The organism is Cupriavidus sp. TMH.W2 (assembly GCF_050847365.1).
GTDB lineage: Bacteria > Pseudomonadota > Gammaproteobacteria > Burkholderiales > Burkholderiaceae > Cupriavidus.
Map to the genome: position 1 here is coordinate 2,069,459 of NZ_CP193792.1, position 22,585 is coordinate 2,092,043.

General features: G+C 65.1%; 25 protein-coding genes and 1 tRNA gene. 8 read left to right on the plus strand and 18 right to left on the minus strand.

What is annotated here, in order from left to right:
• Positions 1-11: 11 nt before the first annotated feature.
• The 4 genes from ACREYQ_RS09485 to ACREYQ_RS09500 all read right to left on the minus strand — a co-directional run bounded on the left by ACREYQ_RS09485 (position 12) and on the right by ACREYQ_RS09500 (position 5,483).
• Positions 12-1,250, minus strand: a complete 1,239-nt coding sequence (locus ACREYQ_RS09485) for a molybdopterin molybdotransferase MoeA (RefSeq protein WP_432257396.1) — start codon at positions 1,248-1,250, stop codon at positions 12-14.
• Between the two features lie 172 nt (positions 1,251-1,422).
• On the minus strand, positions 1,423-2,868 hold the full coding sequence (gene thrC / locus ACREYQ_RS09490) for a threonine synthase (protein ID WP_432257397.1): 1,446 nt from the start codon (positions 2,866-2,868) through the stop codon (positions 1,423-1,425).
• A gap of 21 nt (positions 2,869-2,889) precedes the next feature.
• Positions 2,890-4,200 (minus strand): homoserine dehydrogenase, encoded by a 1,311-nt coding sequence (locus tag ACREYQ_RS09495; RefSeq protein ID WP_432257398.1) that lies wholly within the window; start codon positions 4,198-4,200, stop codon positions 2,890-2,892.
• Positions 4,201-4,247: 47 nt separating this feature from the next.
• Positions 4,248-5,483, minus strand: a complete 1,236-nt coding sequence (locus tag ACREYQ_RS09500; protein WP_432257399.1) for a pyridoxal phosphate-dependent aminotransferase — start codon at positions 5,481-5,483, stop codon at positions 4,248-4,250.
• 319 nt (positions 5,484-5,802) lie between these two features.
• On the opposite strand from ACREYQ_RS09500, the gene ACREYQ_RS09505 reads away from it, so the two are divergent.
• The 5 genes from ACREYQ_RS09505 to ACREYQ_RS09525 all read left to right on the plus strand — a co-directional run bounded on the left by ACREYQ_RS09505 (position 5,803) and on the right by ACREYQ_RS09525 (position 10,202).
• A complete protein-coding gene (locus tag ACREYQ_RS09505; protein ID WP_432257400.1) occupies positions 5,803-6,186 on the plus strand; it encodes an Mth938-like domain-containing protein in 384 nt (127 codons plus the stop codon).
• Positions 6,187-6,313: 127 nt separating this feature from the next.
• Positions 6,314-6,778, plus strand: coding sequence for a peroxiredoxin (locus ACREYQ_RS09510; RefSeq protein ID WP_432257401.1), 465 nt, complete (start codon positions 6,314-6,316; stop codon positions 6,776-6,778).
• Between the two features lie 416 nt (positions 6,779-7,194).
• Positions 7,195-8,898, plus strand: coding sequence for a PhoH family protein (locus ACREYQ_RS09515; RefSeq protein WP_432257402.1), 1,704 nt, complete (start codon positions 7,195-7,197; stop codon positions 8,896-8,898).
• 96 nt (positions 8,899-8,994) lie between these two features.
• A complete protein-coding gene (locus tag ACREYQ_RS09520) occupies positions 8,995-9,492 on the plus strand; it encodes a hypothetical protein (RefSeq protein ID WP_432257403.1) in 498 nt (165 codons plus the stop codon).
• Positions 9,493-9,539: 47 nt separating this feature from the next.
• Positions 9,540-10,202, plus strand: coding sequence for a C40 family peptidase (locus ACREYQ_RS09525; RefSeq protein ID WP_432257404.1), 663 nt, complete (start codon positions 9,540-9,542; stop codon positions 10,200-10,202).
• Positions 10,203-10,416: 214 nt separating this feature from the next.
• Here ACREYQ_RS09525 and ACREYQ_RS09530 read toward each other — a convergent pair whose 3' ends face one another.
• The 8 genes from ACREYQ_RS09530 to ACREYQ_RS09565 all read right to left on the minus strand — a co-directional run bounded on the left by ACREYQ_RS09530 (position 10,417) and on the right by ACREYQ_RS09565 (position 16,457).
• The gene (locus ACREYQ_RS09530) at positions 10,417-11,424 is read right to left on the minus strand and encodes an inorganic phosphate transporter (RefSeq protein ID WP_432257405.1); all 1,008 of its coding nucleotides are present in this window, start codon (positions 11,422-11,424) and stop codon (positions 10,417-10,419) included.
• Positions 11,425-11,437: 13 nt separating this feature from the next.
• The gene (locus ACREYQ_RS09535; protein ID WP_018309174.1) at positions 11,438-12,064 is read right to left on the minus strand and encodes a DUF47 domain-containing protein; all 627 of its coding nucleotides are present in this window, start codon (positions 12,062-12,064) and stop codon (positions 11,438-11,440) included.
• Positions 12,065-12,255: 191 nt separating this feature from the next.
• Positions 12,256-13,647, minus strand: coding sequence for a replicative DNA helicase (locus ACREYQ_RS09540; RefSeq protein WP_013957138.1), 1,392 nt, complete (start codon positions 13,645-13,647; stop codon positions 12,256-12,258).
• Positions 13,648-13,815: 168 nt separating this feature from the next.
• Positions 13,816-14,268, minus strand: a complete 453-nt coding sequence (gene rplI, locus ACREYQ_RS09545; RefSeq protein ID WP_432257406.1) for a 50S ribosomal protein L9 — start codon at positions 14,266-14,268, stop codon at positions 13,816-13,818.
• Positions 14,269-14,300: 32 nt separating this feature from the next.
• Positions 14,301-14,579 carry a 30S ribosomal protein S18 gene (rpsR, locus tag ACREYQ_RS09550; RefSeq protein ID WP_006163606.1) on the minus strand — a complete coding sequence of 93 codons (279 nt, stop codon included), beginning with the start codon at positions 14,577-14,579 and terminating at the stop codon, positions 14,301-14,303.
• 3 nt (positions 14,580-14,582) lie between these two features.
• Positions 14,583-14,882, minus strand: a complete 300-nt coding sequence (priB, locus tag ACREYQ_RS09555; RefSeq protein WP_012353082.1) for a primosomal replication protein N — start codon at positions 14,880-14,882, stop codon at positions 14,583-14,585.
• An 89-nt stretch (positions 14,883-14,971) separates the two neighbouring features.
• A complete protein-coding gene (rpsF, locus tag ACREYQ_RS09560) occupies positions 14,972-15,346 on the minus strand; it encodes a 30S ribosomal protein S6 (protein WP_010809513.1) in 375 nt (124 codons plus the stop codon).
• A 118-nt stretch (positions 15,347-15,464) separates the two neighbouring features.
• Positions 15,465-16,457 (minus strand): asparaginase, encoded by a 993-nt coding sequence (locus tag ACREYQ_RS09565; protein ID WP_432257407.1) that lies wholly within the window; start codon positions 16,455-16,457, stop codon positions 15,465-15,467.
• A gap of 255 nt (positions 16,458-16,712) precedes the next feature.
• On the opposite strand from ACREYQ_RS09565, the gene lexA reads away from it, so the two are divergent.
• Positions 16,713-17,366, plus strand: a complete 654-nt coding sequence (gene lexA / locus ACREYQ_RS09570; protein ID WP_013957143.1) for a transcriptional repressor LexA — start codon at positions 16,713-16,715, stop codon at positions 17,364-17,366.
• Positions 17,367-17,480: 114 nt separating this feature from the next.
• Positions 17,481-17,651 carry a hypothetical protein gene (locus ACREYQ_RS09575; RefSeq protein WP_432257408.1) on the plus strand — a complete coding sequence of 57 codons (171 nt, stop codon included), beginning with the start codon at positions 17,481-17,483 and terminating at the stop codon, positions 17,649-17,651.
• A gap of 39 nt (positions 17,652-17,690) precedes the next feature.
• Here ACREYQ_RS09575 and ACREYQ_RS09580 read toward each other — a convergent pair whose 3' ends face one another.
• The 3 genes from ACREYQ_RS09580 to ACREYQ_RS09590 all read right to left on the minus strand — a co-directional run bounded on the left by ACREYQ_RS09580 (position 17,691) and on the right by ACREYQ_RS09590 (position 18,585).
• Positions 17,691-18,035 (minus strand): hypothetical protein, encoded by a 345-nt coding sequence (locus ACREYQ_RS09580; RefSeq protein ID WP_432257409.1) that lies wholly within the window; start codon positions 18,033-18,035, stop codon positions 17,691-17,693.
• 93 nt (positions 18,036-18,128) lie between these two features.
• A tRNA-His gene (locus ACREYQ_RS09585) sits at positions 18,129-18,204 on the minus strand.
• A 102-nt stretch (positions 18,205-18,306) separates the two neighbouring features.
• A complete protein-coding gene (locus tag ACREYQ_RS09590; RefSeq protein WP_432257410.1) occupies positions 18,307-18,585 on the minus strand; it encodes a hypothetical protein in 279 nt (92 codons plus the stop codon).
• 368 nt (positions 18,586-18,953) lie between these two features.
• Between ACREYQ_RS09590 and ACREYQ_RS09595 the strand changes: the two genes are divergently transcribed.
• Complete coding sequence (locus ACREYQ_RS09595) at positions 18,954-19,106, plus strand: hypothetical protein (RefSeq protein ID WP_432257411.1); 153 nt, start codon at positions 18,954-18,956, stop codon at positions 19,104-19,106.
• A gap of 448 nt (positions 19,107-19,554) precedes the next feature.
• Here ACREYQ_RS09595 and dusA read toward each other — a convergent pair whose 3' ends face one another.
• The 3 genes from dusA to ACREYQ_RS09610 form a co-directional block, all read right to left on the minus strand.
• A complete protein-coding gene (gene dusA, locus ACREYQ_RS09600) occupies positions 19,555-20,568 on the minus strand; it encodes a tRNA dihydrouridine(20/20a) synthase DusA (protein WP_432257412.1) in 1,014 nt (337 codons plus the stop codon).
• 185 nt (positions 20,569-20,753) lie between these two features.
• Positions 20,754-21,314: an NADPH-dependent FMN reductase gene (locus tag ACREYQ_RS09605; RefSeq protein WP_432257413.1), complete on the minus strand. Its 561-nt coding sequence runs from the start codon at positions 21,312-21,314 to the stop codon at positions 20,754-20,756.
• A 129-nt stretch (positions 21,315-21,443) separates the two neighbouring features.
• Positions 21,444-22,532, minus strand: a complete 1,089-nt coding sequence (locus tag ACREYQ_RS09610) for an enoyl-CoA hydratase/isomerase family protein (RefSeq protein ID WP_432257414.1) — start codon at positions 22,530-22,532, stop codon at positions 21,444-21,446.
• Positions 22,533-22,585 lie beyond the last annotated feature (53 nt).

The window sequence follows — 22,585 nt, forward strand, 5'->3', positions numbered from 1 at the left end:
ATACGGGCCGGCTATGCGAGCAGGCCGTCAAACGGAATGAACTGCACGGTATCGCCGCGCGCGATCGCCTGGTTGGGCGGATTGTCGATCAGGCCGTCGCCCCAGACGGTGGAGGTCAGCACGCCCGAGCTCTGGTTGGGGAACAGGTCCAGGCCACCCCCGGCATTGATGCGCGCGCGCAGAAACTCATTGCGGCGGTCGCCCTTGTTCAGTTCGAAATCCGCACGCAGCGGCAGGCGCCGCGGCGTCACGTCGGCCACGCCCTGCAGGCGCAGGATGAACGGGCGCACGAACAGCAGGAAGGTCACGAAGCTGGACACCGGGTTGCCCGGCAAACCCAGGAAGAACGCCGGCTCGCCACCGTTGCCGACCTGCCCGAACGCCAGCGGCTTGCCCGGCTTGATCGCGATCTGCCACATGTCGAGCCGTCCTTCGGCCTCGACCGCGGGCTTGATATGGTCTTCCTCGCCGACCGAAACCCCGCCCGAGGTAATGATCAGGTCATGGCCCTGCGCCGCGCGGCGCAGCGTCTCGCGCGTGGCAGCCAGCGTATCGGGCACGATGCCGAAGTCGCTCACCTCGCAGCCCAGGTTTTCCAGCAGGCCGCGCAGCGTGAAGCGGTTGGAGTTGTAGATGGCGCCCGGCCTGAGCGGCTCGCCCGGCATCGCCAGCTCGTCGCCGGTAAAGAACACGGCCACGCGCACGCGCCGCACCACATCCAGCTTCGCCTGCCCGACCGATGCGGCCAGCCCCAGCGCCTGCGGCGTCAGCCGCGTGCCGGGCGGAAGGATCACGCTGCCGGCTTCGATATCCTCGCCCGCGCGCCGCACCCATTCGCCGGCTTGCGGCACATGATTGACAATCACGTCCTCGCCCTCGGCGGCGCATTGCTCCTGCATCACCACGGCATCGGCACCAGGCGGGATCAGCCCGCCGGTGAAGATGCGCGCGGCGGTGCCGGCTTCCAGCGCCGTGCCGACATGGCCGGCGGGGATCCGTTGCGACACGCGCAGACGCGTGCCGGCAGCGGGCACATCGGCGGCGCGCATGGCATAGCCATCCATCGAGGTATTGTCGGCCGGCGGCACGCGCAGCGAACTGGTCACGGGCGCGGCCAGCACGCGGCCGTTGGCGTCGAGCGTATCGACCAACTCCACCTGCGCCAGCGGTCGGGCGGCGCCGAGCAGCGCGTCGAGCGCCTGGGCCATGGTCAGCATCGGGGGGCGGGAAGGTGCTGCGGCTTGGGTCATGGTGCGATGTGGGAAAGGGTTGGCCCATGAAAAACGGCCCGCGCATTGCCGCCGCGCAGCATGCTGGCGGCAGGCAATCCGGGGGCCGGAGATCGGGCCCGCAGCCTGATTGTAGCGAGTTGGCGCGGGCCCGGCATGCGGCAGCGCCGCAGCCGGGTTCGTGCCGGCGCGCTTACAGGCCGGTGTGGCCGGCGATGTAGGCCTTGACCTGCGCTGCGTCGGCCGGCATCACTTCAAACCGCTGCGGCAGGCTCTCGATACCCTCGAACCTGGCCGGACGTTCCGGCTCGTGGCCGAGCGCTTCGCGGATGGTGTCGGCAAACTTGGCGGGCAGCGCGGTTTCCAGCACCACCATCGGCACGCCGGCGCTGAGATGCTCGCGCGCCACCTTGACGCCATCGGCGGTGTGGGTATCGATGGTGATGCCGTAGCGCGACGACAGGTCGCGGATGGTGGCCAGCCGGTCCTCGTGCGTGCTGCGGCCCGAGACAAAGCCGAACTGGCGGATGCGGTCGAATTCCGGCGTGCCCGACAGGTCGAAGCCGCCCTGCTCTTCCACGTCACGGAACAGCGCCACCAGCTTGGCGGCGTCCTGCCCCAGCAGGTCGAACACAAAGCGCTCGAAGTTCGAGGCCTTGGAGATATCCATGCTCGGGCTGGAGGTGTGGTACGTCTCGGCCGACTTGCGCACACGGTAGGCACCGGTGCGGAAGAACTCGTCGAGCACATCGTTCTCGTTGGTGGCCACCACCAGCTTGTCGATCGGCAGGCCCATCATGCGCGCGATATGGCCGGCGCAGACATTGCCGAAGTTGCCCGACGGCACGCAGAACGACACCTTCTGGCCCGGACCGTCCGTCGCCAGCAGCCAGCCCTTGAAGTAGTACACCACCTGGGCCACCACGCGCGCCCAGTTGATCGAGTTGACCGTGCCGATCTTCTGGCGCGCCTTGTACTCCAGGTCGTTGGAGACCGCCTTGACGATGTCCTGGCAGTCGTCGAACACGCCTTCGACCGCCAGGTTGAAGATATTGGCGTCCTGCAGGCTGAACATCTGCGCGGTCTGGAACGCGCTCATCTTGCGGTGCGGGCTCAGCATGAACACGCGGATGCCGCGCTTGCCGCGCATGGCGTATTCCGCGGCGCTGCCGGTATCGCCGGAGGTTGCGCCCAGGATGTTCAGTTCCTGGCCGGCGCGGCCCAGCGCGTACTCGAACAGGTTGCCGAGCAGCTGCATCGCCATGTCCTTGAAGGCCAGCGTCGGGCCGTTGGACAGGCCCAGCAGTTGCAGCTTCGTGCCCCCCTCTTCGCCCAGCGTGCGCAGCGGCGTGATGTCGGCGGTGTTGTCGCCGGCGCGCGCGTTGCAGTACGCCTCGGGCGTATAGGTCTTGCGCGTCAGCGCGCGCAGGTCCTCGGCGGGAATGTCGTCGCAGAACTTGCGCAGGATCTCGTAGGCCAGGTCGGCATACGACAGCTTGCGCCAGGCTTCGAGTTCATCCGCGGTGACTTGCGGGTACTGCGCGGGCAGGTACAGGCCGCCGTCCGGCGCCAGGCCGCCCAGCAGGATCTCGGAAAACGATTGCGGCATCTCATGGCCGCGGGTCGACTGGTATTTCATGTGAATCGGCAGGTCCGGCCCTTAGTTCAGTTCTTCCATGCGCAGGCGCGTCACCGCGGAAAGCACGGTCGGCAGCGCCTCGATTTTGGCGATGGCCGCGTTGACGTGCTTCTCGCGCGTGATGTGGGTCAGGATGATGATGTCGGTCTGCGGCTCGCCTTCACGCGATTCCTTCTGCAGCATGGCGTCGATCGAGATGCCGCCCTCGGCCAGGATGCGGGTGATCTCGGCCAGCACGCCGGTCTCGTCGGCCACGCGCATGCGCAGGTAGTACGAGCTGTTGATCTCTTCGATCGGCAGCACCGGCACGCTCGACAGCTCGTCGGGCTGGAACGCCAGGTGCGGCACGCGATGGTTGGGGTCGGCGGTATGCAGGCGGGTCACGTCGACCAGGTCGGCGATCACGGCCGAGGCGGTCGGCTCGGCGCCGGCGCCCTTGCCGTAGTAGAGCGTGGCGCCCACGGCATCGCCCTGCACCAGCACGGCGTTCATCGCGCCTTCCACGTTGGCGATCAGGCGCGCGGCCGGCACCAGCGTCGGATGCACGCGCAGCTCGACGCCGTCGTCGCGGCGGCGGGTGATGCCCAGCAGCTTGATGCGGTAGCCCAGCTCCTCGGCGTACTTGATGTCGGTGGCGGACAGTTTGGTGATGCCTTCCACGTGAGCGCGGTCGAACTGCACCGGCATGCCGAAGGCAATCGCGCTCATCAGCGTGACCTTGTGCGCGGCATCGACGCCCTCGATGTCGAAGGTCGGGTCGGCCTCGGCGTAGCCCAGTTGCTGCGCTTCCTTCAGGACCACGTCGAAATCCAGGCCCTTGTCGCGCATCTCGGACAGGATGAAGTTGGTGGTGCCGTTGATGATGCCGGCGATCCACTGGATGCGGTTGGCGGTCAGGCCTTCGCGCAGCGCCTTGATGATGGGGATGCCGCCGGCCACCGCGGCCTCGAAGGCGACGATCACGCCCTGCTTGCGCGCGGCTTCGAAGATCTCGTTGCCGTGCACGGCCAGCAGCGCCTTGTTGGCGGTGACCACGTGCTTGCCGTTCTCGATGGCCTTGAGCACCAGCTCGCGCGCGATGCCATAGCCGCCGATCAGCTCGATGACGATATCGATGTCGGGGCGGTTGACCACCTCGTTGGCGTCGCTGACGATCTCCACTTCCCCGTTGGTCAGTTCGCGCGCGCGTTCGGTGTTGAGATCGGCCACCACGGCAATCTCGATGCCGCGGCCGGCGCGGCGGCGAATTTCTTCCTGATTGCGCTTGAGCACGTTGAACGTGCCGCTACCGACGGTACCGATGCCGAGCAGGCCAACTTTGATGGGGTTCATGGAAATCTTCTGAGTTGCTAAGGATGAGTTGCGGCGCGGCCCGCGATTCAGGCCGCCGCCTTGCCGTGGCGTTTCCGGTACGCCTCGAGGAAGCGCGCGATGCGGCTGATGGCCTCGCGCAGGTCTTCCTCGTGCGGCAGGAACACGATACGGAAATGGTCGGGACTGGCCCAGTTGAAGCCAGAGCCCTGCACCAGCAGGACCTTGGACTCCTGCAGCAGTTCATAGATGAACTCCTGGTCGTCCTGCACCGGGTACATCGACAGGTCGAGCTTGGGGAACAGGTACAGCGCCGCCTTGGGCTTGACGCAGGTGACGCCCGGGATCGCGGTGATCAGCTCGTAGGCCAGGTCGCGCTGGCGGCGCAGGCGCCCGCCTTCGGCGACCAGGTCGTTGATGCTCTGGTAGCCGCCCAGCGCGGTCTGGATTGCCCACTGGCCCGGCACGTTGGCGCACAGGCGCATCGACGACAGCATGTTCAGGCCTTCGATATAGTCGATGGCCGGACGCTTGTCGCCCGACACCACCATCCAGCCGGCGCGGTAGCCGCACGAGCGGTAGTTCTTCGACAGGCCGTTGAAGGTCACGGTCAGCACGTCGGTCGACAGCGAGGCGATCGAGGTGTGGGTGTTGCCGTCGTACAAGACCTTGTCGTAGATTTCGTCGGCAAAGATGATCAGGCCATGCTCGCGCGCGATAGCGACGATCTCGAGCAGCAGCTCGTCCGAATACAGCGCCCCGGTGGGGTTGTTCGGGTTGATGATGACGATGGCCTTGGTATGCGGCGTGATGCGGGCGCGGATATCGGCCGGATCGGGCATCCAGTCGTTGGACTCGTCGCAGATATAGTGCACCGGCGTGCCGCCCGATAGGCTCACCCCGGCGGTCCACAGCGGGTAGTCGGGCGCCGGAACCAGCACTTCGTCGCCGGTATTGAGCAGCGCGTTGACCGCCATCACGATCAGCTCGGAGGCACCGTTGCCCACATAAATATCGTCCAGGCCAACGCCTTCGATATTTTTTTGCTGGGTATAGTGCATGATCGCCTTGCGGGCGGCGAAAATACCCTTGGAATCAGAATAACCTGCCGAATTTGGCAGGTTTCGCATCATGTCCTGCTGAATCTCTTCCGGCGCGTCAAAGCCGAACACGGCCAGGTTGCCGATATTCAGCTTGATGATCTTGTGCCCTTCTTCCTCCATCTGCTTGGCCTTTTCCAGCACCGGCCCGCGGATGTCGTAGCAAACGTTATTGAGCTTGTTGGATTTCTGGATGGGTTTCACGGCGATGTCGGGCGAGCGTAGCGTGCCGCGTCGGCGGCACCGGACAGGGAATCTGGGCGAATCTGAATGAATGCCGAAGCCCCGCGCGGAGGCGTCGTCCGCTGCAATGCAACGCGAACGTGGCAGACAGGGAGGCAAAAGCTATAATTTATCGGATTATGACAGACTTCGGCAGGGATTCTTGCATTGCAGCGTGCGCTACCCGCGCGCACCGCAGCCGCCTGCGGGCTGTCGCCCATCCACCGCCCGCCAGGGCCGCCGGCCATCCGCCCCAGGGACGCGCCTGCCAGCCCGCGGCGGCCGCCGCAGAGACTTCCAAGTGAAACTCCACGCCGACCAGCCCCAGTCGCTCAATACCGTCACGGCCTATGGGCCAGGGTATATCGAAATCAACCTAGTCCGCCACACCACCTCGATCCTGGTCATGCCCGAGGGCGAAGTCCGGCCCTGGCCGGTCAGCCGCTTCGAAGACCTGGAACCGGCGCATTTCGAGCAACTGGCCGAACTCGGCCCCGAGGTGGTGCTGCTCGGCACCGGCTCGCGGCTGCGCTTTCCGCACCCGCGCCTGACCGCGTCGCTGTCGCGCCGCCATGTCGGGGTCGACGCCATGGACATGCAGGCCGCTTGCCGCACCTACAACATCCTGATGGCCGAAGGCCGCAAGGTGGCGGCGGTGCTGCTAATCGAGCCGGAAGCCGGCTGACCCAGGCAAAAGTTGAGCCGGCGCCACGCTTGAAGTCCGGCGCGGCGCCCCAATCTGCTCCCGCTAAGGCGGCAGCCCCCTCACCCGAATCCCCCGATCCCTGCCCCTCCCCCAAGGAGCCACAAGCATGACCGTCAGTCTCAACAAGGCCGTACCCGACTTCAGCGCGCCGATGACCGGCGACGCCACCTTCCGCCTTGCCGACTACCGCGGCAAGACGGTGGTGCTGTACTTCTACCCGAAGGACAACACGCCGGGCTGCACCACGGAGGCCATGAACTTCCGCGACCAGTATGAAGATTTCCAGAAAGCCGGCGTGCAGGTGTTCGGCATCTCGCGCGACAGTATCCGCTCGCACGAAAACTTCAAGGCCAAGCTCGAACTGCCTTTCGAGCTGATCTCCGATGCCGACGAAGCCGTATGCACATTGTTCGATGTCATCAAGATGAAAAAGCTTTATGGCAAGGAGCACCGCGGCATCGAGCGCAGCACCTTCATCATCGACGGCAAGGGCATCCTGCGACACGAGCTGCGCGGCATCAAGGTGCCGAGCCATGTCGACGAAGTCCTGGAAATCGTGCGCGGGATCTGAGGTATCGCGTTGGTATCGGCGTCGCCGCAGCACGGGCCGGAACCCGGACGTGCTGTGTTGCAACAAGCCGTTGGCAAACCCAATTGCCAAACCCAAAACCTTCGGATACATTGGCCCGTAATGAGTTCAGATTCCGGATGCCACGCTGTTTCGACTCTCCGGCCCAGGCGGTTCTCGCCACAGGCCGGTAGCGGACCTGCCGTGTCGGCAGTCCGACAAAAAAGCCGCCAGACCCTAGCCGCCAACCCTGCTCCGCAGGCATGGCGGCTTTTTTGTTTGCAGCCGCGTCTGTTCTCATGCCTGTCCGCGCCGGGTGCCTCGCGCATGCATGCCCCGGCCATGGCCTGCCTCACCGGTTTGCGTCGCGGCCCGGACACTTTCGCCCCCTTCTTGTCCCCCTGAAAGGAAAGCCAAGCATGCCGCTGCCTACCATGCCCGCCAAGCCTGCCCAATTGCTGGATCCGAGCGAATTTGCTCCGGTCTCCGCGGTGCCCAAGGCCAAAGCCGCCACACAGGGCAAGAAACCTGTGCCGGCGCTCGAGCGTGTGGCATTGCTGGAAACCGGCGACACCGAGGTGCCTGAAGTCCAGGCCCGCGCCGCCGGTGGCACCCGCGCCCGCAGCACCGAAACCCCGGCCGTATCGACGCCCGCGGTCAGCTCCGCGCCGGTCAGCCTGGTCAAACCCTCCACCGGCCCCACGCGCCGCGCCCGCAAGTCCGAAGGCCCGAGCAAGCTGTTCGTGCTCGACACCAACGTGCTGATGCACGACCCGGCCTCGCTCTTCCGCTTCGAGGAACACGACATCTATCTGCCGATGATGACGCTCGAAGAACTGGACAACCACAAGAAGGGCATGAGCGAAGTCGCGCGCAACGCGCGCATGGTCAGCCGCACGCTTGATTCGCTGGTGGGCGGCACCGACGGCGTGCTCGACGAGGGCCTGCCGCTGGCCAGGCTGGGCAACCGCGACGCGCAGGGCAAGCTGTTCTTCCAGACGCGCCTGAACGACATCAAGCTGCCGGAAGGCCTGCCGCAGGGCAAGGCCGACAACCAGATCCTGGGCGTGGTCAGCGCGCTTCAGCAGCAATACCCGGAGCGCCAGGTGGTGCTGGTGTCGAAAGACATCAACATGCGCATCAAGGCGCGCGCACTGGGCCTGCCGGCCGAGGACTACTTCAACGACCAGGTCCTGGAAGACAAGGACCTGCTCTACGCCGGCGTGATGCAGTTGCCCGGCGACTTCTGGGCCAGGCACGGCAAGGGCGTGGAAAGCTGGCAGGACCCGAAGTCCGGCGCCATGTTCTACCGGCTCACCGGTCCGCTGGTGCCGTCGTTCCTGGTCAACCAGTTTGTCTTCCTGGAGCCGGTCGACGGCAGCCTGCCGCTGTACGCGCAGGTCAAGGAGATCAACGGCAAGACCGCGCTGCTGCAGACGCTCAAGGACTACACGCACCACAAGAACAATGTGTGGAGCGTGACCGCCCGCAACCGCGAGCAGAACTTCGCGCTGAACCTGCTGATGAACCCGGACATCGACTTCGTCACGCTGCTTGGGCAGGCCGGCACCGGCAAGACCCTGCTGGCGCTGGCGGCGGGCCTGGAGCAGGTGCTGGACCAGAAGCAGTACAACGAGATCATCGTCACCCGCGCCACCGTGCCGGTGGGCGAGGACATCGGCTTCCTGCCCGGCACCGAGGAAGAGAAGATGCAGCCGTGGATGGGCGCGTTCGACGACAACCTCGAGGTACTGCAGAAGAGCGACGACAGCGCCGGCGACTGGGGCCGCGCCGCCACGCAGGAGCTGATCCGCTCGCGCATCAAGGTCAAGAGCATGAACTTCATGCGCGGCCGCACCTTCGTCAACAAGTTCGTCATCATCGACGAGGCGCAGAACCTCACGCCCAAGCAGATGAAGACGCTGGTGACGCGCGCCGGCCCCGGCACCAAGATCATCTGCCTGGGCAATATCGCGCAGATCGACACGCCTTACCTGACCGAGGGCTCATCGGGCCTGACCTACGTGGTCGACCGCTTCAAGGGCTGGAGCCACAGCGGCCATATCACGCTGGCGCGCGGCGAACGCTCGCGCCTGGCCGACCACGCCGGCGACGTGCTCTGACACCGGCAGCCTGCGGGCGCGCCCTGCCAATGGCGGGACGCGCCCGTTGTGTCTTGGCGCTGTCGTCAACGGCAAGCATCCCGACTGGAGGCGTCGATGAATTTCCAGCATCTGCACGGCAGGCATGCACCTGCCGCCCGCTGTCGCACCATCACCGGCGCCGGCACCGCCATTGCCCGAGGCCATCTCAGGCAGCGTCTTGCGCTGGCCATGCTGGCTGCGGCCAGCATCGCGCTGGCCGCCAGTTGGCACCCGGCCCGTGCCGCCGCCGACGAAATGGTGATCCGTACCATGGGCCCGGTCAGCTACGTCTGCGGCGGCGTGGCCGAGGACGAACGCCAGGCGCTCGCGGCGAAAGAGAAAGACTTCAATATCGGCATCCAGTTCACGCAAGGTGCGAACGGTGAATTCCTGTCCGACGTGGAGGTCAAGCTGGTGCGCGACGAACAGGAAATCGCCACCTTCCGCGCCGCCGGCCCGCGCTGCCTGATACGTGTGCCCGAAGGCAGCTACAATATCGAGGCCAGTTACAAGGGCCAGGCCAAGTCCATCAAGGTCAGCACCGGTACGCGCAACGCCCAGCTACGCTGGTAGCGGCAAGGCTTCCGGTGCGCCGGCAGGCCGGCGACCGGAAACTCAGGATGCCATTGCGCCGTACCCGTCTTGCTTCCCATCCGCTGCGCCCGCTTGCCCGGGCGCGGCTGCCGCTGCTGTGCGCCACCGCCCTGCTGCTGGCGGCCTGTGCCAGTTCCCCGCCTTCGCGCTACGCCGGCTTGCCGCGCACGCCGGGCAAGCCCATGGTCGACCCCAGCGCCGGACTGGAAGAAATTTCGATCCAGGCCATGTCGCTGGTGGGCACGCCCTATCGCTACGGCGGCAACACACCGGACTCCGGCTTCGACTGCAGCGGCCTGGTGCGCTACGTGGTATCACGCGCGGCCAGCGTGAACCTGCCACGCACCACCGAGGCGATGGGCACCCGCGGCAGTTCGCTGGACCGCAGCGAGGTGGCGTCCGGCGACCTGGTGTTCTTCAACACCACGGGCCGCGCCAATTCGCACGTGGGCATCTACGTCGGACAGAACCGCTTTGTCCATGCGCCGTCGTCCGGCGGCACGGTCCGGCTGGAGGACATGGGCAAGCCCTACTGGGCCTCGCGCTACAACGGCGCGCGCCGCGTGGCGGCGGCCGTCAATCAGCCGCCGCCCCCCGCCCAGCCCCCGGCTGCCGCACCCGTGCCGGAGCCGGTCCCTGCCCCGGTCCCAGCCGACGACGACCCCATCGCGGCCTTCGCCAACCAGTGAAGCGCCCAAGCAAAAAGCCAGGCATCAGCCTTAATGCTGTTCAGTTAAGGTATCAAACGCTACTGTCATTCCCGCGCAGGCGGGAATCCAGCGTCTTTCACGTCCCCTTTGGGGATGAAGTCACTGGGTTCCCGCTTTCGCGGGGACGACGGTGGCTAACTGAACGGCATTAAGGCATCAGCCTGGCTTTTTGCTTGGCACGGTCGCCCCTGCGTTACAGGATGTGCCGCCCGATCCACCATGCGATTGCCGCCATGAAGGCCGATGCCGGAATCGTCAGCACCCAGGCCCAGACGATATTGCCGGCCACGCCCCAGCGCACCGCCGACATCTTCTGCGCCGAGCCGACGCCCACGATGGCGCCGGTGATGGTATGCGTGGTCGATACCGGCACGCCCAGTGCCGAGGCAAAGAACAGCGTCATGGCCCCGCCCGTCTCGGCACAGAAACCGCCGACCGGCTTGAGCTTGGTGATCTTCTGCCCCATGGTGCGCACGATGCGCCAGCCGCCGAACAGCGTGCCCATGCCGATGGCCACGTAGCAACTGACGATCACCCAGGTCGGCGGCTGGCCGCCGGCCACCACGTGGCCGCTGGCGATCAGCAGCATCCAGATGATGCCAATGGTCTTCTGCGCGTCATTGCCGCCATGGCCCAGGCTGTACATCGAAGCCGAAACCAGCTGCAGCCGGCGGAACCAGCGGTCCACCCGCGACGGCGGCGTGCGGAAGAAGGTCCAGCCCACGATCACCATCATCATCGAACCGAGGATGAAGCCCAGCAGCGGCGAGATCAGGATGAAGGCCACGGTCTTCAGCAGGCCGCTGCCCACCAGCGCTCCGGTGCCGGACTTGGCCACGGCCGCGCCCACCAGCCCGCCGATCAGCGCGTGCGACGACGACGACGGGATGCCGTAGTACCAGGTGATGACGTTCCAGGCGATGGCCCCGACCAGGGCCCCGAAAATGACGTAATGGTCGACGATCGCGACATCGATGGTGCCGGTCCCAACCGTCGCGGCCACCTTCAGGTGGAAAATGAAAATCGCGACGACGTTGCACATTGCCGCCATCGCCACCGCATGGTGCGGCTTGAGCACGCCCGTGGACACTACCGTGGCAATCGAATTGGCCGCGTCGTGGAAGCCGTTCATGAAGTCGAACAGCAGCGCGAGCGCCACCAGCAGGGCGATCACCCACAGGCTCATTTGTATGGTCTGCATGCCGATTGCCGCCTCAGGCGTTTTCCAGGACGATGCCTTCGATGATGTTGGCGACGTCCTCGCACTTGTCGGTGATCGTCTCGAGCTGTTCGTAGATGGCCTTCAGCTTGATCAGGCGCTTGACATCGGTCTCGTCGCGGAACAGCTTGGACATCGCCGAGCGCATCACGCGGTCGGCTTCCGATTCAAGCTGGTCGATCTGCTGCGCGGTCTTCAGGATGGCGCTGGCGTTGCCCATGTCCTCGAGCAGGCCCACCGCGATCTTGACCTGGTCGCAGCACTGCACGCAGATGGCCGCCAGGCGCAGGGCCTCGTCAGTCAGGTTGGTCACGTCGTACAGCGAGATGGTCTCGGCCACGTCTTCCATCAGGTCCAGGATGTCGTCCATGGTCGTGATGAGCTTGTGGATCTCGTCGCGGTCCAGCGGCGTGATGAAGGTCTTGTGCAGCAGGTCGATGGTGTCGTGCGTGATCCGGTCGGCCTTCTTTTCGGTGGCCTGGACACGGCGGGCATGGGCCTCGGCGTTGGGCAGGTCGTTGACCAGCGCCTGGAGCTCATGGGCGGCGGTCACCGCGCAGTCGGCGTGCTGGTTGAAATATTCGAAGAACTTGCCCTCCGTGGGCATGAATCGGCCGAACATGGAATGTTCCTTGTGGCAGCGATCTGGCGCTGCGGATGGTGTTGCTGGATTGAGCGGACGCGTCTGATGACAGCCGCTGGTGGCAACTGTCATCAAAGCGCAATATTTTACAGGGTTACAGGGATATTGCCCGCGAATTCGGCACAAACGAGACGGCGCAGCACCGACTATTGCAGGCTGGCTTGACTTCGTCAGGTGTCGTTGTCGAAGAAAGCCGGGCCGCCGCTGAAGTTGTCGAACTTCGTGAACTGGCCGAGGAAGGTCAGGCGCACCGTGCCGATCGGGCCGTTACGCTGCTTGCCGATAATGATCTCGGCGGTGCCCTTGTCCTGCGAATCCGCGTTATAGACTTCGTCGCGGTAGATGAACAGGATCACGTCGGCATCCTGTTCGATAGCGCCGGATTCGCGCAAATCGGACATGACCGGCCGCTTGTTGGGCCGCTGTTCCAGGCTTCGGTTCAGCTGCGACAGGGCGATCACCGGGCAGTTCAGTTCCTTGGCCAGGCCCTTGAGCGAACGGGAAATTTCGGAAATTTCCGTGGCGCGGTTCTCACCGCCGCCGGAACCCGACATCAGCTGGAGGTAATCGATGATGATCAGGCCAAGCTGCCCGCACTGGCGCGCCAGGCGCCGCGAACGGGCACGGAGCTCCATCGGGTTCAGCGCCGGCGTCTCGTCGATAAACAGCTGCGTGTCGTTCATGCGCTGGATCGCATGCGTCAGCCGCGGCCAGTCCTCATCCAGCAAGCGGCCGGTACGCAGCCGGTGCTGATCAAGGCGGCCGACCGAGCCAAGCATACGCATGGCCAGCTGGGTGCCCGCCATTTCCATCGAGAACACGGCTACCGGCAGGCCCTGCTCCACCGCCACGTGCTCGCCGATGTTCAGCGAGAACGCCGTCTTGCCCATCGACGGGCGGCCGGCCACGATGACCAGGTCGCCAGGCTGCATGCCGCTGGTCATCTTGTCCAGGTCAATGAAGCCGGTCGGCACGCCCGTGACGTCGGTGGTGGAATCGCGGTGGTACAGCTCGTCGATGCGCTCGACCACCTGGGTCAGCAGCGGCTGGATCTCCTGGAAGCCCTTCTGGCCGCGCGAGCCCTCTTCGGCAATCGCAAAGACCTTGGACTCGGCCTCGTCGAGCAGCTCGCGCACCTCGCGGCCCTTGGGCGCGAAGGCGGCCGAGGCGATATCGTCAGCTGCCGTCACCAGCTTGCGCAGCACCGAGCGTTCACGCACGATCTCCGCGTAGCGGCGGATATTGGCCGCGCTGGGGGTGTTCTGCGCCAGTGAATTCAGGTACGCCAGGCCGCCGACCTCCTCGGCCTTGCCGGCGACCTGCAGCATCTCATAGACCGTGATCACGTCGGCCGGCTTGGTGGCCGAGATCAGCCGGGCGATGCTCTGGAAGATCATCCGGTGGTCAAAACGGTAGAAATCCGCTTCGGAGATGAAATCCGCAATGCGGTCCCAGGCGGCGTTGTCCAGCAGCAGGCCACCCAGCACCGATTGCTCGGCTTCGATGGAGTGCGGCGGGACCTTGAGGTTCTCGAGTTGGGGGTCGGCGACGGGCGCGTTCATGGGGAGGGATTATAACGGCGGGCGGACGCACTTCGCCGGACATTTGGCGACTGGGCCTGCAAAGACAAGCGGGCAACAAAAAAGGCAGGAGCCAGGGCTCCTGCCTTTTTTGCTTGCAGTGCTTGCGGTGCTTCAGCCGGCGCAGCGCGCCGGCGCGGCGGCACGTCCTTAGACGCTTTCGCCCACGACCGACACGGTCACGTCGACCACGACGTCCGTGTGCAGCGCAACGCTGACCGGGTGGTCGCCCACCATCTTCAGCGGGCCGTTCGGCATGCGAACCTGGGCCTTTTCCAGCTTGTAGCCTTGGCCAGCCAGGGCTTCAGCGATGTCGGCATTGGTCACCGAACCGAACAGGCGGCCGTCCACACCCGACTTCTGGGCGATCTGGACGGTCAGGCCGTTCAGCTTCTCGCCTTCGGCTTGCGCGGCGGCCAGCTTCTCGGCAGCGGCCTTTTCCAGTTCGGCGCGCTTGACTTCGAATTCGGCGATCGCGGTTTGCGTGGCGCGGCGAGCCTTCTTGCCCGGGATCAGGAAGTTGCGGGCGTAACCGTCCTTCACCTTGACGATGTCACCGAGGTTGCCCAGGTTGACGACTTTTTCCAGCAGAATGATTTGCATCGTATTCTCTCCTTGACGGACCTAGGGCCTGATCAGTTCTTGTGCAGGTCGGTGTACGGCATCAGCGCGAGGAAACGCGCGCGCTTGATGGCCGTATCCAGCTGACGCTGATAGTGAGCCTTGGTGCCGGTCAGGCGGGCCGGCGTGATCTTGCCGTTGTCGCCGATGAAGTCCTTCAGGGTGTCCAGATCCTTGTAGTCGATCTGTTCCACGCCAGCCACGGTGAAGCGGCAGAAGCGCTTGCGCTTGAACAGCGGGTTCTGTTGCTGAAAGCGCTTCTTGTTCTTGTTGTCACGTTTGACGAATGCCATGATTCAATCCTTTTCGAATGCTTTACATCCAGTGATGTGAAAGACGAGAGCCTTGCTGTTGCGGTGCTTGCGAGCCAGGAATCCTTCGCAGTCGAGCAGCGTGCCGAGCGGTAGCCGCTCCAGACGCTGGCCAACCTGGCCGATCCCCATCGCCGCGATTGCAAACTCGACCTGCCGCGGCGTTTGCGCCTCGACGGCCTCGCCGCTGTACTGCAGGATGCAGTTCACGACGGGGACCCCGGCCGGGGTATAGCGCAGGGCATCGCGTTCCGCCAGGGTGGCGGCAAGCCGAAGCTGGTTCAACGCGGGGCCTCTTGCTGGTTGCAATCCTTGCTGTTTCCACCCGTGCCCTGGCCAACGCTGTCAGCCACGGCGCGCACCGCAGTCCGCACTCAGGCGGCCTGGCCTTCGGTGGTCGTTTGCGCGGCCTTGCGGGCTTCTTCGCGCTGCACTTCCTTCATCATCGGCGAGGGTGCGGTCTCGGCCTTCTTGGTCTGCACGATCAGGTGGCGCAGGACGGCGTCGTTGAACTTGAACGCGTGTTCCAGTTCAGCCAGCGTTTCCTTGCCGCATTCGATGTTCAGGCAAACGTAGTGAGCCTTGGCCAGCTTCTGGATCATGTAAGCCATCTGGCGACGGCCCCAGTCTTCCACGCGGTGAACGTTGCCGTTCTGCGAGGTGACGAGCTGCTTGTAGCGCTCGATCATGGCGGGCACTTGTTCGCTCTGGTCCGGGTGGACGATGAAGACGATTTCGTAATGACGCATTGACGCTCCTTTTGGATTAGCCACCCGGGCGTCACGAGTCCGGTGTGGCAAGGTTGAATAGCCTTAAATTATAGCCCGTATTCTGACAAGCGCGCAAGCCAATGATTACACAGGCAAATCAGGCGCTGGCAAATACCGCCTGCAGCCGCGCCGGGTCGCGCGCCAGCCCCGCATCCGCTGCCAGCGCCAGGACCAGCAGCACGCGCGCCTTATAAGGATTGAGATCCGTGGCGGAAACGAAAAGCCCGTCGGCGGGGCTGGGCTGGGGCGGAATCGCCACATGGCCGGCACCGGTACGCGAACTGCGCACCACTGCCACCCCCGAAGCCGCGGCATCGGCCAGCGCCGCGGCCAGCACGTCGTGCACCGAGCCATTGCCGGCGGCCGCCACCACCAGCCCGGCAACCCCCGCCTGCACCAGCGCATCCACGGCCACCCTGCCCGGCTGGGCGTAGCTCGCCACGATCTCCACCACCGGCCACGCCGCGGGCATCGGCCCGATCGTCCATGCCGCACGCGGCGCGCGGGCGAAGCGCACATAGTCGTCCTGCACGAAACCCAGCGGTCCGCAGGCCGAGACAAAAGCATCCACCGCCGACGTATGGGCCTTGGCCACATCCCGTGCCGCGTGGATCTGCTGGTTCAGCACCACCAGCACCCCCTTGCCGCGCGCCTGGGGGTGGGCGGCCACGCGCACCGCATCCAGCAGGTTTAGCGGCCCGTCCGCCGACAGCGAGGTCGACGGGCGCATCGCCGCCGTCATCACGACGGGCACCGGACACGATTGCGTCAGATGCAGCGCCATCGCGGTTTCTTCCAGCGTGTCCGTGCCATGCGTAATCACGATGCCCGCGACATCGGGCAGCGCCGACCAGTGCTGCACCCGTGCCGCCAGCGTTTGCCAGAGTGCGAAGGTCATGTCCTTGCTGTCGACCTGAGCCACCTGCTCGGCCTCGACCCGGGCCACCGACTGCAACGCGGGCACCGCCGCCAGCAACGACGACACCGGCACGGTCGCCGCCTGGTAGCGGGCGCTGCTGGCGGGATTGCCGGCCGCTCCGGCAATAGTGCCGCCGGTGGCGAGCACGACGATACGAGGCAATTGGGTCATGGGGGAGCGCAGGGAACAGGGAACGATGAGCGGCAATTGTAACGGGCACGCCTGCCTTGCCGCGGGCTGGCGCAGCCAACGCGCCTCCGGTCCATGCGAGCCGCCTCAAAAATTCTGCTTGCGCTCAGGCTGATACTGTATAAAATCACAGCATACTGTTTAAACATACAGTGCCTGGCCCGCCGGATGCAGGATAAGGGATCGGCAGATCCATGACCCGACATTCCCCGCGGCCCCGCACGGAACGGCGATCCCATGGCGACCCTGACACCCCGGCAGCAGCAGATTTTCGATCTGATCCGCAACACGATCCGCCGCACCGGCTTTCCGCCCACGCGCGCCGAAATCGCCGCGGAGTTCGGCTTCTCCTCCCCCAATGCCGCCGAAGAACACCTGAGGGCGCTGGCGCGCAAGGGCGTGATCGAACTGACGCCGGGCGCCTCGCGTGGCATTCGCCTGAAGGTGGCGCGCAGCGATTCGGAAATGCCGGACCAGTTCTCGTTGCCGATGGCCGGCGTGATGCAGCTGACGCTGCCGCTGGTGGGCCGCGTGGCCGCCGGCAGCCCCATCCTCGCCGCCGAGCATATCGACCGGCAGTACCAGGTCGACGCCTCGGTGTTTGACGAACGCCCCGACTACCTGCTGCGCGTGCGCGGCCTGAGCATGCGCGACGCCGGCATCCTCGATGGCGACCTGCTCGCGGTGCGCCGCGCCAGCGAAGCCGCCAACGGCAAGATCGTGGTGGCGCGCCTGGGCGATGACGTCACGGTCAAGCGCCTGCAGCGGCGCGGCGGCCATATTGAACTGATTGCAGAGAACCCGGACTTCACCAACATCATCGTGGAGCCCGGCGAAGAGTTCTCGCTGGAAGGCATCGCCGTCGGGCTGATCCGATCTTCCGGCTTCTAGCCGGGCACCACAGCAGGCGATCCGCCTGCGCGGGCCCACCCCGCTTCCATTGCTTTGCAGACGCCGCCCGGCTTGCCGGGTGTTGACCCCGCTTTGCCTAAAAGAGGTGCCACCATGCCGCAAATCCACCACGTCGCCGCCCGTCGCCCGGTCAAGCCCGTGCCGTTCCGCCAGAGCAAAGGCGTACGCGTCTACCAGGGGGCGCAGCGCCGTACCATGGTCGGCAGCATGGCGGCGATCTGCCGCATGCTTGAACTCGAATCCGCCGACAAGCTGGCGGCCTGAAATTTGCGGGTGCGGTCCGCGCGGCTGGTGGCCCTGCCCTCAGCTACGCGCGCACGCCTTGGTTTCAGCTTCCAGTTCCGTCGGCGTCAGTTGCGGAAACCACGTATCGCTCTTGCGCAACTCCAGCGCGGTGCCATCCGGCTTCGCTGTCAGCGAAATCAGGTAGGCGTATTGGTATTCGCCACCAGACGTAGTCTGGCCGATGCGGATCTCAGTCTGGTTCTTTGCCGGATAGTTGACGACTGAGGCATCATCGCCCAGGTTGTTGCGAAGGCATTTCGCAACATCGCCCATCTTGGCGGGCGTGAACAAGCGCATGGGCTGACGCGCGCGAATCGCCTGATCAGACGTACCGCTGGCACACCCTGCCATCATCGCTGCCATCGCTACGCCAAGCATTACCGCTCGAACAGACATAACACCCCCGGGGAATGCAAAACGGCGCCCCCCTGGGAGGCGCCGTTTTGGAGAATGCTTTGGGGTGGCTGATGGGACTCGAACCCACGACGACAGGAATCACAATCCTGGACTCTACCAACTGAGCTACAGCCACCGTAGAGGTCATCAGCGAAGCGCTGATCGACGAAAAACAAGATTATACAAACAGTTTTCCGAGATGGCTAGTATCCGGCACAAATTTTTTCGACGGGACCGATCAGGTCCGTGATGGACTCCACTTTGCCTCCAGCAGCACTGCCTGCTTGATGGCTTCGATGGTCTCGGCCTCGGTATCGAACTGACCCAGCAGCCGGCGCGACTTGCCGTTCAGCACGGCCTCGTGCAATGCCTTCCCTGCCGCTTCGGAAGTGCCGGGATGCCAGCAGTAACGTGCCGTCCATTTGCCGTCCTGCAGTTGCTCGGCCACCCAAACCACCCGGAAGTCTTCATGAACGACGCCGAACGGCGCTTCGTTTTCCACGTTGTCTTTTTCCATGCTGTTCCCCCTGCCGGCACGGTCCGCATACGTTGCCTTGTCTCGCCTGGGACAGTGCGAGGCATCGTATCACGGCCCGCCTGGCAGGTCGCTCCCACCAGCAGGCGCCAGACCGCATCTGGCCATCGGAGCGGAATTATGCTGTGCACAGCCCCTACCTCCGCAGGGTTCATGCGGCACGTGCCCGAAGCGATACTCGTGCCTGAGGGACATTGACCCCCCTCGACCTTCCCGTCAGGCGGCCCGCCCCATCGGGCCGCCTGCGTCTTTTTGCCCCCGTCCCAGCCGGTACTTCCGCGAGCCCCTGGCGACGGAACCTTGCGCCCATGCGCGAGCCCAACCGACGTGATTGAACGCGGGGAGCGGGCATGCAGATCAAGTGTAGATGGCCGGCGAAGATTTTTGCCGTGGCGGCCCTGGCGGCCATGCTCGGCGGCTGCGCTTCCGGCGGGGCCGACGGCAGGGAATCGAGCATTACGACGTACGGCACGCTGGACGTGGGCATCAGCCATACGAGATAGGCCGCGTGGCCGATGGAACTCTTTATGACGATGACCGTCTAATCTCCTCGCTTGGTGCATGCAAGACGAGCGCGCAAAAAAAGAGTCCGCAGCGCGGACTCTTAACTTTAGCGATCTCAAATGCCCTGAAGGCCGTTGCACTGTAACGGCCATCCCGGGAATGCACCATTCGGGTAAACGAAGAGCGGCGAGCCATAACAACGCCGACGAAAAAAAAGCCCGCCGAAGCGGGCTAATAATCAGTTGAAGAAAGCCCTGTATTCGAGGGCAGGCACAGTGTAAGAAAGTGCCCTGCCTCAGCGAATTAGGGGAATCCCTTTCCTGGTGCCGGTTTCCAGGCAATCAGGCATGGCAAGTGCGGCGCGCGGTACCCCCGCGCAGCCATGCATACTTTCGCGATTCGGAGTTAGAGCGCGACCTCGGCATCGCGCACGCTGGCCGCAAGCGCCTACGCGGCCAGCGGCTCCCGGGCCTGCGGCCGCAAATGCGTGCGGGCCTCTTCGAACAGCGCATCCACATGTGCCCGCGTGCGCGCCGCGTTCATCCGCTTCGCATCCGACAGCACGCGGCGCCAGCCACGTCCGCCGGCCATGCCGCGATGCAGGCCAAGCATATGCCGCGTCACGGCCCCCATATACCCGCCCCGTTCCACCAGGTCGCCGATATAGCGCTGCATCGCCAGTTCGACATCGAGCCGCGACGGCACCGGGGCGCTCGCATCGTCATAGAAGCGCGCATCCATTTCCGCCAATACATAGGGCTGGTGATAGGCCTCGCGCCCGATCATCACGCCATCAACGTGTTCGAGATGTGCCGCCATCTCGTCATAGCTGACGATGCCGCCGTTGATCAGGATTTCCAGATCGGGAAACTCCTGCTTCAGCTGGTAGGCGACTTCGTATCGGAGCGGCGGAATCTCGCGGTTCTCCTTCGGGCTCAGGCCCTTCAGGATCGCATTGCGCGCATGGACGATAAACGTGCCGCAGCCCGCCTCGGCCACCTTGCCGACAAAGTCGCGGACGAAATCATAGTGCTCGATCTTGTCGATGCCGATGCGATGCTTGACGGTGACCGGGATGTCCACCGCGTCGCGCATCGCCTTCACGCAGTCAGCCACCAGTTGCGGCTCGGCCATCAGGCAGGCACCGAAGGCGCCGCGCTGCACGCGCTCGGACGGGCAGCCGCAGTTCAGGTTGATTTCCGCATAGCCCCACTGCTGGCCCAGCTTCGCCGCCATGGCGAGGTCGGCCGGCTCACTGCCGCCCAGTTGCAGCGCGACCGGGTGTTCGGCCGCATCGAAATCCAGGTGGCGCGGCACGTCGCCATGCAGCAGCGCGCCGGTGGTCACCATCTCGGTGTACAGCCAGGTGTGGCGGCTGAGCTGGCGGTGGAACATGCGGCAATGACAGTCGGTCCAGTCCATCATGGGCGCGACCGAAATGCGGCGGGGATTCACGTTCATGAAAATACGGCAGTTTGGGGCGGTCCGAGCGGAGTAGCGTCGGCAGGCCCGGGGGCGCATGGCGATGACATATGCCGATCACGGCACCCCAGGGTCGCAAGGACCGCGCGCGAGGCAAGCGGCCCGCGAGAAGACGAGAGTATAGGCTACCGCGCCAAGGTTCGCTGCGCCCCGCCCCAGTCGTTTCAGCGCGGCGCGGTCCGCTCGATCCAGCTGGCAAACGTCGTCAGAAACTTGCCAAGGAAGCCCTTGGTCGACTCATTGGCGATGCCGCCCTGCTCATCAAACAGCTTGTCGACGCCGCTGATATACGCCTCAGGCTGCTGCAGCATCGGGACATTAAGGAACACCATCGACTGGCGCAGGTGCTGGTTGGCACCGAATCCGCCGATGGCCCCGGGCGAACCACTGATGATGGCGCCAGGCTTGCCGTCCCAGACGCTGCTGCCATAAGGGCGCGAACCCACGTCGATGGCGTTTTTCAGCGGGGCGGGCACGGAGCGGTTGTATTCCGGGGTCACGAACAGCACGGCGTCGGCACGGCGGACGCGGTCGCGGAAGGTGGTCCAGGCCTGGGTCGGATTGCCATCGAAATCCTGGTTGTATAGCTCCAGGGCACCGATTTCGACGATCTCCAGCTTGAGCTGCGGCGGCGCCAGCGCGATCAGCGCCTTGGCCAGCTTGCGGTTGTACGACTCCTTGCGCAGGCTTCCCACCAGTACAACGACATCGCGCGGATTACTCATTGCGGCTCCTTTGACTGTGCGAACGGAATGGCACAGACGGCGCCCGCGGCCAGGAATGCCCGGGCCGCGGGCGCCAGTCCAGCCGTCACTCTACCCGAGTCGGAGCCGGCATGTCCTGCGCAGCGGATCTCAGGCAGTCTTGCCGAGCGCCACCAGCGGGTGATCCCCGGCATGCCACGGGCTGTCGAAGAACGACATCACCTTCTCGCGGCTGACTTCATCGAGCCGGGCGTGTTGCCAGCGCGGCTTGTGATCCTTGTCGACGGCCAGCGCGCGGATGCCTTCGACGCCGTCGCCCTTGCGGAACACGTAGTGCATCATGTCCAGCTCCATGCGCAGTTCATCTTCCAGCGTCATGCTGCGTGCGCGGCGGATCTGCTCCAGCGTCACGCACAGCATGAGCGGCGAGCGGCTGCGCAGCATGGCGGCGGTCTGCGCGGCCCAGTCACCCGGGGCGTCGCTGACGGCGGCAAGGATGTCCGGCATGGTGTTGCCGGCGAACAGGGCATCGATCTGCGCCGACAGCCCGGCCAGCGTGCTTTGCGCCGGCACGCAATCATCGCGGTGCGGGGCGGTGAAGCCTTCGATATGCGCCAGCACCGCGTCGCCGCTGGCAAACTGCAGCGTGCGCAGCGAATCGACCAGTTCCGCCAGGCGGTTGCCCGGCAGGTAGGTGTCGGCCAGCCCGGCGTGAAGCGCGTCGGCGGCGTGGATCACGGTACCGGTCAGGCCCAGGTACTCGCCGATGCGCCCCGGCGTGCGCGCCAGGAACCAGCCGCCACCGACATCCGGGAACAGGCCGATATTGGTTTCCGGCATGGCCATCCGGGTGCGATCGGTGACCAGGCGCAGCCTGGCGCCTTGCGAGATGCCCATGCCGCCACCCATCACCACGCCGTCCATCAGCGCGATATAGGGCTTGGCGTAGCGGTGGATGAGGAAGTTGAGCGCGTATTCCTCGACAAAGAACTGGTCGAGCAGCGGATCGCCTGCGTGCGCGGCCTGGTGGAAATAGCGGATATCGCCGCCGGCGCAGAATGCCTTGCCGCCGGCACCGGCGACCACCACCGCCACCACCTCCGGCGCGGCGGCCCACGCCTGCAGTGCCTGGGTGATGGCGCGGATCATGTCGAGCGACAGGGCGTTGAGCGCCTGCGGGCGGTTCAGCGTCAGGTATCCGATGCCACCGCGGACCTCGGTCGTGACGAATTCAGTCATGTCGTACTCCTCCAATGCAACTCGCGATTTTACGCCAGTCGCATTGGCAAGCG